Raw genomic sequence first — 11,585 nt, forward strand, 5'->3', positions numbered from 1 at the left:
CCTTGCTCTCCTTTTTAGTGCATATTCTTACTTCTCAAGCTTCCAGTACTCTTGAAAACTTGTAAGACCGGACATTGAAGATTCTGCTGACTTTTTTAATTTCTCGTAGTTTTCTTCCATAGTCTTTGCTTCAGCTTCATCCGACATATCCACAGGTCTAACTCCCCATACAGCCATACCCATACCAAATCCTGCTGTATTATCTACTGCACTGGCTCCTGCATCTTTTGGGCTAAAGAAATAATATGCAATATACTTAGTTCTTACCAACTCAGGATCATAAGTATAGTTCGGATCTTTCCTTGTAACATCTATATGTCCCTCTTCTCTTATAAAGTCTCTTCCACCATAGCTAGCCTTTTCTGTATTATCTACTATAACTTCATACTTCTGTTCACTGTGCATATTGTACATTCTTCCATCATTTAAAAAAGAATCCCATATACTGTCTAAACCCTTCATTGCTGAAGGTATTTTATCCAGATCTTCACTGTATTCTACATGCCAAATATTTTCTGCATCATATTTACTGACACAAACGTTTTGAAAAAAACAAGATGCAAGTTCTCCTTTATTTTCATCAAAACCCAGTACAAGATCATCTGTTTCAATAAACCCTGCCTGAGGGAACGCACTGTTTTCATCTAAATCTATCATACCGATAGTACCCAATGTTGCCTCTTGTTTAAAATCCGACCTTTTTGTCTTTTTCTTACTCACCGGCGTACTCTCAGACTTCTCACTCTTGCTTTCAGTTGATATACTTTCATTGGCTACACTATTACCTTCTGTTTCAGCATTAGCCTTACTACATCCACTACCTGCTACTGTCACCAATCCTAATAAACCCATTATCATCAGTATTTTTATATTTTTCATATATTCTCCTTAATATCCAAGTACTCCCTTATAATCTATGGGATAGCCAAACTTACCTTTTATCTTAAATTTTTCATTGTTATTATTAAATTTTGGTATTTGCATAAATACAGGCTGTATCTGTGCTTCGGCTTTTACCTGTAACATCACTGTAGCTTCTTGCATTGAGAATCCCTCTCCCGCATAGTATAGTGAACCTTCCTTATTTGCATTTGTCTGAATAAGATTTCCCATCCTGCAAATTACGCCCTTTTCATCTATAAGATATTGTATTGCAAGAAATACCATAAGATAGTCCTTATAGCTCATATTAAAGGTAGTTGCCTTTGTCTTATCAAAGCCGTTTAACTCAAGTTTGTCCTTACCTTCACCGATAGTCATTGCATCACCACCTGCACCTTCAAACTCCTTGTTGAACTCATTTATCTTATTATTGATGGCTTCCTGTGCACTACTGTTTGCAGCATCTAAAGCATTTCCAACACCTGTTTTTAGTTTATCTTGAAGCTTAGTTTTGTCTATTATTGAATTGATAGCACTTTTCATTGATTTATTTTTTTCTTTAAAAAAGTTATCAATGCTTTTATTCAAATTTTTAGTTACTTCATCAACATTATCCTTAGTAACACCTGTTGTTTGCATAATCATCTGTACTAACTTATCTTGGCTTTCACTATTATTAATAGCCTTAAATGCTTCAAGTTTTGCTTTGGCTACCAGTCCACCTGTTGATACTTCAGCTTCCATATCAGTCTGCATCTTATCAAAACATTCCTTAACAGCTGCTTTTAATCTATCTTCAAGTCCGTCTCTTGCATCTCCCACCTGTGCCATACACCAGAGCAGTTTTTCCTGTATAGGTGCCTGTATAGAAGCTATAATAGACTCGGTAGAAGTGTTCACCATATCTTCTACATAATCATCTAATGCAGTATTAAAACTTTCCTTAGCCTCATCTGTATACTCATTCATTTTCTTATACAATGTACTTGCCGCACTTTCTGCTACAGTTTTTGCAATATTTGCAAACCTGCTTCTCCAAACCTGTGGGTTCTTATAAAGCGGTACAGTCTTTCCACTTACCAGATCGTTGACATCAAATACACTCTCAGTAAGTGCCGCTGCAAGCAGAAGTATATTTTGTACTATAGGTACTCCAAAACCTGTAAGTCCTGCAATTGTAGTTGCCATAGTAAGGGTCTCAGTTCTTAATGCACTGTCGCTTGTATAAGCATATATAGCATTTAGTAAAAATCTTACTCCGAATATCCTTGTTTTTACACCTTCTACATTATTCTTCAGTTTCGGATCTCCCAGTAATATATACTCCTGTTCAGCCTGATAGGCTTCATTGTTTTTATTATTGAAAGGTACTCCTGAAAGAGTCTTTTCAGCTTTATTTCCACCTGCTTCTCTATTAGTTGTATAGCAGCTGAACATCGTAGTGGTATATGCCATTAAATACAGTTTATCTCTTCCACCTGTCAATATCTCGCCAATCCTGTCAAACCCTGAAATAGCTTTACCTGATGTTTCCAATGCCTTATCTGCCAGGTTGTTTTCATCACAGTTTTGTAAATTCTCCTGTGCATTTTCATCCATGATCTGTGCAGCCTGTGCATTTGATGCCATTACATCAGCTATTTTTACATCACTTATCTCCACAGGATCAGGCTTGTTATCAACATGCGTACCGTTAATCATTTCTTTTCGCTTTTTCTTGGCATCTGAATCTCCCTCCGGTTTAGTTGCAGAGCTGTTTCTTTCCAAGAAAGCAAAGAGTGGATCCACATAGTACTTTGAGTCGGTTTGTCCACCGTCATAACACTCCACACCTAAGAAATTTCGCAGTGACGGGTCTTTGTATTCATATTCTGAATCTATCACTTTATATCCGTTATCATTTTCTTCAGTCTCCACTACCTTAGGTATTTTACCCGGAATATTGCTTTCAAAATTAAGGAATAACATACTGTCATCTTCAGTAGGTCTGTACGCTCCCAGTGTATGTAGTGCATTCTGCTTTGACTCAACTTCTTCCTTTGTAGTAAGATTTTCACTGCCTGTTAACCCTTCGACATATGATATTATACTGTCCACCCATTCATCATCCGTTGCCTCTGAAGTAGCCGGCTTTATACCTGCATATTCAAAAGCTTCCAGATTTGCAATGACCTTTGATGAATAGTCTATAGAATTTTTAAATATCTTTATCATCTCATCCACATATCCAACTACCACACCTGTAGTCTTTGTATCATGATCCTGTTGCATATCCACTTTTACACCGGATTCAGCCATATCCCCGATATGTATATTCCAGTTTTCGGCAATCTCCTTTAATGTTTCAGATTCCGACTTCAACTTTATAAGTTCACCCTTTATAGTTTCAGCTTTAGCCTTTAGCTCACTAAACCAAACATAATATTCTCTTGCAGCTCTCATCTGTGGTGTGGCAAGAAGCTTTATATCATTTTTTAAATCATCTAAATATTTATCCCTAAGGTTATTTATATTAAAGTTTGGTCCGTACGGCTCATCTGATAATTCGCTACTTCCATAATTATCAGGCACAACCTCATTTTCACCTGTGCTGCTCCAGTTGCCTTTAAATGATTTATTGTACCAGCCTTCTACTCTGTCCCACTCATCAGTTAAAGCTTTAGATTTGTTTTCCAGCTCAGTTATCCTATTTGAATAGTCATGTTCATCATCACTGGCTGCAATTAAGCTATCTATCTCACTTTTAATATCTGCCTTATCTTTCTCATATTGTTGTTTTGAGTATATATATCTGGCATTTACTGTATGAAACCTGCTTACATTTGTCTTATACTCATTGTAATACTTTATATAATCACTGAATCTATCATATTCTAAAGAAGCGTCTCCACTTGGTGTTTTCTGTATATGATTATGTACAAGTGAACTGGTAACTGAATAAAAATCTGATCTTAATCCACTAATATCATTTTTAAACTCTGATACATCATCCTTTAGCTCACCACCCAGTGCATCTCCACTGTTATAAAGCCAATACTCATCACTACCAAGCTTCGGTAATTTATTTACTTGTACATAACTGATTGCATCCATAGTAGCATATGGAAAATTATCATCTCCTACCAAATAGACATCAGTCTTTATTTCCATTGGAGTTTTAAACCTTCCGTCAATCAGATAATCTTCATACTCTCTGGAATGCTCATATATTGATATACATAACTTCTGTATCTCCTTTAGTTTTTTTTCATAATCCTTTTTATCTTCCAATGCCTTTTGTTGAGCCGGCAATGATTTTAGAATATTCATCTTCTCCAAAAATCCATATCCTATAACCGCCGGTGCTCTGTATTTCATATAATCAAGCACCTGTGCTCTTAAAATATTTGCATTTGAAAGATTTGCACCTGCCGCCTGGCTTACTTCAAAGCCTCCGTCAGCAAGTTTCATTTTCATAATATCTGAAATTTCATCTCCATTACTTCCTGATAATGCTATATCAACAAGTTCTTTTACTAAGCCTTGATCATGCAGGCCGCTGCTTTTTAATGTAGCTTCAAAGTATACTTCCAGATTTTCCTTTAAATCATCCATATTCTTGGAAACGGCAAAGAGTCCGTATGTATCCTGAAGCACAGAGTTATAATATGTAAGCCCTGCATTCAGTGCCATATCTCCGGCGCCCGATACTACATTTCTGGCAAGTATTATTCTGCCGCCATCTATTAAAACAGTTGTAAATATCATCACCATTGTTAAGATAAGGGACATAAATATTGTCAATGATCCATGTTTATTGTAAAAAATCTTCATATACTCACCTTCCTGTCCCTCCCAGTTTGTCTCTTAATGTCTTCAGCTTATTTACATAGACATCGACCCTTTCCTTTAGATTGAATCTTTCTAAGAGGAAATCTATCAGGTCTGCACCCAGGTCGATGTCTCTCACAAATTCTGTTGCATTTGAGGAAAATGCGTAGCTGGATTCTTTAAGTGTAAACTCTTCAGGTGCACCTACAAGGCTGAGTGCCTTTGCAAGTCCTTTCGGCAATTTAATACCATACTTTGTATTAGCCTTGACTGTAGGTGTTATTATCCCGGTGATTTCTATATCTGAATCCACTGTAAGACCACTGACCATAGTATACTTTTTTAAAAGTTCATTCAGTTTATTTTCAAAACCGTTTCCCACTGCATCCTTACTTCTAAAAAATCCCGCATAAAGTTTTCTCTCTTTATAATAGCTGTCAATTCCTGATGTATTTGGAAAGCTCATAACATCTATATCAATTCCGCTGCTTGCAGGCGCCAGATACTCTTCATATCCCGGATATGCAGCTTCTCTGGCTGCCTGTGAAGCAATCTTTGTTGTACCAAACTGTACAAGGCTTTGTTCAAGCTTCAAAAGCCCAAGTACCAACATCGCTATTATTGTAAAGATAAACAGTGGATATATAAGTGCAGCTTCTATCATCAATGTCCCACGATTGTTCTCACTACGCATATCCCCTCCTTAGTTACTTTATACTACGGCTGTGTTGCTCCACGACTGTCAACGAATGATGTTAACTGTGCAAATACCTTTTCAACTGCTCCTTTAAGCTGCTGATTAAATAAAGCCGCCAGTGCTATTATGATTACTATAAGTACCATAACCGCTACCATATCAGATGCGCCGCGCTCTTCTTCCTTAAACGCCTTAAGAGCACCCTGAAGTTTCACCGCCTGTGCCATAACGAACAGATCAATAAGTTCAAACATTTTTTCCATCTTGTTTCTCCTCTCTTTGAAAAAATAATGTTTATGTAAAAGCTTTAGTCGACATAAGCTCTAACATCAAAATTTTAGACTGTTAAACATAGGTACAATTATCAAAATCAATACTCCTGCAAATATAAGCCCTATAGGCAAGAGCAGTTTGTTACTTGCTTTTTCACCTTTTCTTTTTACCTCATGTTTTTTCTCTTCCCAAGCCTCAGTACTCATATCTCTAAGAAACTCAACTACTTCATTACTACCTTTTTGAAGATTTTGTATCATCATTGTTGAAAATTTTCTGAGAGACTTTATAGAACATCTCTCACCGAATGTTTTGTACGCTTCCGCCTCTTGCATACCGTTGTAAAGCTCCATAGCCGTATTTTTCATTTCCTGATAAAGTATACCTTCATTTGTATTTGCCACCTTTATCCATGCTTCTCTTATAGGCATACCTGCATTTATAAGCAAAGTAAGTTTTGACAGCATTCCCGGATAATCTCTTAGAAGTTCATCTCTTCTGGCATTTATCTTATCATTAAGAAGTTCATCCAGATACCATATCATCAAGGCACTTACTGCTATACCGACTATTACCAGTTTGAAATTTCCGCTTATTCCCGTTATCATAAACATAAGTAGTGTAAGCACTATTCCAAATGTAATCTGACCGCCTCTTAATAAATAAAAGTAATAAGGGCCATACTGCTTTCCGTATATTTCTGAAATCAGCTTTATCTTTCCTCTGGCATTCTTGCCGTTCATATCAAAATGTATCAGTTCCATAAATCCGAATCCGATATAATATATATCGGAGAGCGGATAATCTCCATGCGGTATACCTGCCAACACATCATTAAACTTACTCTTGAACCGAAAGTGCAAATACAATACAAACAATGCAAATACTGTTGATAATATTACAAGTATCATATCTTTATATCCTTATATTGATTATTTTTCTTCCCATCATATAGGCAGCAGCAAACAAACCTATGGCGAATATCTTTACAATCACTGTAAACGGTGTATTTATTACTGCCGACATTGTTCCTATACCGCTTAATGTGACCATTATTATGAGCGGCATCACCATCATAATATTCAGCTCATTTTCTTTTTCTGTAAGCATAGTTTTGATTTCCATCTCTATTTCTATTTTGTCATTGATTATCTTTCTGCTGTCCCACACAACTTGACGTATATCTCCACCCTGTCTAAGTCCGGATTCAAATGTGGAAGTAAAACTTTCCACATCTTCAAGTCCGCATCTTTCCGCAAAATCTCTAAGCAAATCTTCAATGATTATATTATTGGTCATACCTGCTATTATAATTCTGGTTTCATTTACTATATCCGACTTTTCACCATATAGACTTAATAAGTCTTGATAGCTTTCTGCAAAGGCTTCCATAGTATTTTTACCTGATGAATAAGATGTTGTAAGTGCCTCAAGCAAATCTCTAAACTCTATAAGCAAGTCTCTCTGCCTTTTTTCTTTACGATATTTTCTATAATATTTTATTGCCGGTATTCCGCAGAAGGCTCCAACTGTTACTGCAAATATTACTACTCTAAAAAATATCATCACTACCACAAATCCAAGTGCAAACCCTATTAAAAAGCCTACAAGATAATCAATCAGTCTCATATGGTATATGTGATAATCATCCGCATTTCCCATAAGTCCATGCTTTTCTGCATAATCATCTTTCTTCTTTAAAATTCTTTCAAACATCAGATAACTCCTTTATACCCCATAAGTTTCAGTTTAAATGTATTCTTTAAAGCATTTTTCGTCCTCTTAAGCTCTCCTACCACCTTTTCCATACTGCTTTCTTTTGTTTCTTCAAAGACATACAAAGGATTTAACTCTATCTCCCCGTCTTTTAGACCTACTACTTCAGTTATCTCCATAGTTTTTCTACTGTGGTCTCTAAGTCGTGAAAGATGTATTATTATATCAACCGCCGATGCTATCTGCTGTCTGATTGCTTCAAGCGGAAGCCCTTCCGCTCCCATAAGTACCATTGTTTCAAGTCTGCTTAGCATATCTTTAGTTGAATTGGCATGGCCTGTAGAAAGTGAACCGTCATGACCTGTATTCATAGCCTGTAGCATATCAAGTGCCTCAGCCCCTCTTACCTCTCCCACTATGATTCTCTCAGGTCTCATACGCAGTGAAGTCTTTATAAGATCTCTGATAGTAATAGTTCCCTTTCCTGAAGAATTTGAATTTCTGGTCTCAAGCTTTACCAAATTGTCTATGCCTACTATTTGAAGTTCTGCCGAGTCCTCAATAGTTATTACTCTCTCTGTGTTCGGGATATAATTTGAAAGTGCATTTAAGAATGTGGTTTTACCGCTTCCTGTTCCTCCGCTTATAAAAATATTATATTTTGCTTTAACAAATGTTTCTAAAACTTTGGCTATTTGTGGGGTAATTGATTTATACTTTATGAGTTGCTCAACCGTCATCGGTGTTTTTGAAAATTTACGAATGGTTAAAGTCGGTCCTTTTAATGCTACCGGCGGCAATACGACGCTTACTCTTGAGCCGTCAGGTAATCTCGTATCCACTATAGGATTTGATTGATTTACCTCTCTGCCTGCTCTACCTACTATTCGCTGTATAATATCCTCCAGTTTTCTTTGACTCTCAAAGCTTTGATTCAGTCTTTCTATCTTTCCGCTTTTCTCAATGAAAATCTCGTCAGTACCGTTTATCATAACTTCTGTGATATCATCATCTTTTATGATCATATCCAAGAGTCCAAGACCTCTTATTGATGAATAAAGTTCGTCAGTTAAATTAACTCTTTCCTGAATTGGAACATAGACCTCACCCAATTGCTCACTGACCAATTTTTCAAGCTTTATATAAAGCTCATCATCCTTTAACCTGCTTAGATCAAAATATTTAGATATATATTCTCTTGACTTGTATAAAAAATCTTTGCGTTCCAAATCGTTCATGCTGTTTCCTCCTTAAATATAATTGTTTAATTATATCTAATATGTCTTCTGTAATACCCACAATTTGTAACAAACCTTATGGCACGATTATATCGGCCTAACTTCCCTGTGTCAATATGGTTAATTTAAGTTTGTGCATATTTTTTTGGAGAAAATTTTTTCATTGTTAGAGTTGTACAATAATTCTACTTAGTACTATAGTCAATATCTATAAAAATTTGGCCTCTTCCGTAAGGAAAAATTAAGAATTTTTGACATATAGCACTAATGACAGATTAGGGACATTTTTGCTGTAGAACATATATTCGTATCAAAAAAAGCCTGCCTTTTGGCAAGCTTTAATAAATCAAAAAATATATTTGTTATTTTTAATAAAATTGTAAGTTTTATCAAATAATGTGTAAACCTATACTCTCTTTATCTCAAACCTGAAGCTTTCATACTCCTCTTTAATTCTTGGAATAAGGAAGCCTCCACTCATCCAGACTCTTCCGGTTCTTGTCGCTCCTGCTATCTCATAGTCAAATCTTTCATCAAGACCTCTCGGATAAATATAGATATTTGACTCATTTGCTTCAAGGCTCTGAACTACCGCACTTAAGAGTCCGAAGGACTTGTCCTTATTTACTATCTGCCAAGCTGTAACCCTGTTAGAATCATATGGACTTGTAAGTCTGTAGTAATCTCCCTCATGTACCAACTCATCATACTTTAAATACTCATTTACTTGAGACTTCACCATTTCCTGCTCTTTATCTGAAATCTTGTTAAGGTCAAGCTCATATCCGAATGTACCTGCCATGGCTACGGTAGCTCTGGTCTCAAAAGGTGTTATTCTCATAGTCTGATGATTCGGTGATGCTGATACATGCGCTCCTGCACTGCCGACAGGATATGCAAAAGAACTGCCATACTGAATCTTAAGTCTCTCAACAGGATCGGTGTCGTCACTTAACCAAATCTGCGGATGATAATAAAGCATTCCAAGATCATATCTGCCGCCTCCGCCTGAGCATCCCTCAAACAATATATCGGGGAACTCTGTAGTCAACTCATCCAAAAGCTCATAAAGACCCAGTACATATCTGTAGTGGAACTCACCCATACTCTTTGCATCAAGCTTTGCAGAATACACGGCGGCCAAACTTCTGTTCATATCCCATTTTATATATGCAATATTTGCATTTTTCAGGATATTTACCATCATAGCTTTGATATAATCTCTTACATCTTTCCTTGTAAAATCAAGTACAAACTGCTCTCTGCCCTTGACTCCCTTTCTGTCAGGAACTCTGATCATAAAGTCAGGATGTTCTCTGTAAAGATTTGTGTCCTCATTAATCATCTCAGGCTCAAACCAGATACCAAGCTTCATATCTATAGCATTGATACGGTCGGACAATTCCTTAAGAGATGATCCGAGTTTCTTCTCATTTACATTCCAGTCACCAAGCCCCTTAGTATCATCATACCTCTCACCGAACCAACCGTCATCCATAACAAGCATTTCAATACCGAGACTCTTTGTCTTTGATGCAATATTAAAAAGCTTATCTGCATCAAAATCAAAATATGTAGCTTCCCAGTTATTGATAAGTATCGGTCTGTGAGTATGAACAAACTTACCTCTTTGAAGATTGGCTCTGACGGCATCATGATATGAATGTGTAAGTTTTTCAAATCCTGCATCCGAATATGTCAATGCCACTTCAGGAAGTATAAGCTCTTCTTCAGTTTTTAATATATACTCAAACTGTTCAGGATGAAGCCCTACTACAAGTCTTGTCTGATTTATTTGATCAACTTCAGCCTCAATAATAAATGAACCGCTGTATACAAATGCAGCTCCGATACACTCTCCGGATACTTCACTTGTACCTTTCTTTGCAAGGATTGCAAAAGGATTTTGTTGGTGACTTGAAGTACCGCGCTTACTCTCAAGCACCAGTTTTCCATGTGAAAGAGGGCTTCTTTCAAACTCTCTTTCCATAGCATGCTTTCCATGGAAATGAATAAGTTCAAAATTACCGTCTACCATATCAATACAGGCGGAAAGTGCCTTCTTCACTTTCAGAGTGCTTTGTGAAGTGTTTATTACCCTCACAGCTCTTGTGATAATATCGTATTTTTCAAGTACACCATATAAAAGCTCTACTCTAATACCGCTTTCTTTATCTGACAAATTTACCTGTAGGCTCTCTCCCTCATTTTCACTCCATGTAAAGCATGGCAAACCTTTAAGTTTATATTTACCTCTTGTAATTTCACATGAGTCATACTTTAAATCAAGTACATTTGTTCCGTCAGGATGTACTACCTGTATACAATCCGCTCTATAATCTCCGTTGCCGAAGGTTGAATACTCCTGCGGAAATATATCAAGTGAATAAGTTCTATCCATGGTCTCATACGGATTGCCGCAAAAGCCTCTGTCAATACTGCTGATACGATATGACATATCATCAGTAGCTTCTATTTTTTTGCCATACCAAGTATGTAAAAGATAGCCCAACTTATCAATCTTCATCTGATATGATGTGTTCATGGTAGAAAGTGTAATCAATTTATTATTTAATTTTATAGACATAAATACCTCTTATTATTTATAGTTTTCCACCTGATGTTGCTATACCTTCCACAAACTGCTTCTGGAAGATAAGATACAGAACTATCATAGGAATACAGGCAAGTAATGAAGCCGCCATAAGTTGCGGATAATTATTTGTATACTGTCCCTGCATCTTTGCAAGTGCTGCCGAAAGCGGCATAACATTCTTATTTACTATCATCGGCCACATCAAGTCCTTGTATGCAAACACTGCCGTAAATATGCCAAGTGCAATCATTCCCGAACGAACAAGAGGCATCATTATAAGCAAAAATGTCTGACCGATATTACAGCCGTCTATTCTGGCGGCCTCTTCAAAATGTTATATAAATTTGTCAATATGTAATCTGAGTGAACTACC

At 36.6% G+C, this 11,585-nt stretch carries 8 protein-coding genes and 1 pseudogene; all 9 read right to left on the reverse strand.

Going from position 1 to position 11,585, the window contains the following annotated elements; translation table 11 throughout:
* Positions 1-27: 27 nt before the first annotated feature.
* Entirely contained in the window at positions 28-879 is an 852-nt protein-coding gene (locus tag HMPREF0381_RS10600; RefSeq protein ID WP_008751979.1) for a hypothetical protein, read from the reverse strand.
* Between the two features lie 9 nt (positions 880-888).
* Entirely contained in the window at positions 889-4,695 is a 3,807-nt protein-coding gene (locus HMPREF0381_RS10605; protein ID WP_008751980.1) for a DUF5702 domain-containing protein, read from the reverse strand.
* Positions 4,696-4,699: 4 nt separating this feature from the next.
* Positions 4,700-5,386, reverse strand: a complete 687-nt coding sequence (locus HMPREF0381_RS10610; RefSeq protein ID WP_008751981.1) for a TadE/TadG family type IV pilus assembly protein — start codon at positions 5,384-5,386, stop codon at positions 4,700-4,702.
* A 23-nt stretch (positions 5,387-5,409) separates the two neighbouring features.
* On the reverse strand, positions 5,410-5,652 hold the full coding sequence (locus HMPREF0381_RS10615) for a Flp1 family type IVb pilin (protein ID WP_008751982.1): 243 nt from the start codon (positions 5,650-5,652) through the stop codon (positions 5,410-5,412).
* Between the two features lie 66 nt (positions 5,653-5,718).
* Positions 5,719-6,573 carry a type II secretion system F family protein gene (locus HMPREF0381_RS10620; protein ID WP_008751983.1) on the reverse strand — a complete coding sequence of 285 codons (855 nt, stop codon included), beginning with the start codon at positions 6,571-6,573 and terminating at the stop codon, positions 5,719-5,721.
* Positions 6,574-6,577: 4 nt separating this feature from the next.
* A complete protein-coding gene (locus HMPREF0381_RS10625) occupies positions 6,578-7,378 on the reverse strand; it encodes a type II secretion system F family protein (protein ID WP_008751984.1) in 801 nt (266 codons plus the stop codon).
* Positions 7,378-8,616, reverse strand: coding sequence for a CpaF family protein (locus HMPREF0381_RS10630; RefSeq protein ID WP_008751985.1), 1,239 nt, complete (start codon positions 8,614-8,616; stop codon positions 7,378-7,380). Before HMPREF0381_RS10630 ends, HMPREF0381_RS10625 begins: the two co-directional genes overlap by 1 nt.
* A 406-nt stretch (positions 8,617-9,022) precedes the next feature.
* Positions 9,023-11,203: an alpha-galactosidase gene (locus HMPREF0381_RS10635; protein WP_008751987.1), complete on the reverse strand. Its 2,181-nt coding sequence runs from the start codon at positions 11,201-11,203 to the stop codon at positions 9,023-9,025.
* 16 nt (positions 11,204-11,219) lie between these two features.
* Positions 11,220-11,540: pseudogene (locus HMPREF0381_RS10640) on the reverse strand (carbohydrate ABC transporter permease); the annotation flags it as partial.
* Positions 11,541-11,585 lie beyond the last annotated feature (45 nt).

The organism is Lachnoanaerobaculum saburreum DSM 3986, from assembly GCF_000185385.1.
GTDB classification, from domain to species: Bacteria; Bacillota; Clostridia; order Lachnospirales; family Lachnospiraceae; genus Lachnoanaerobaculum; species Lachnoanaerobaculum saburreum.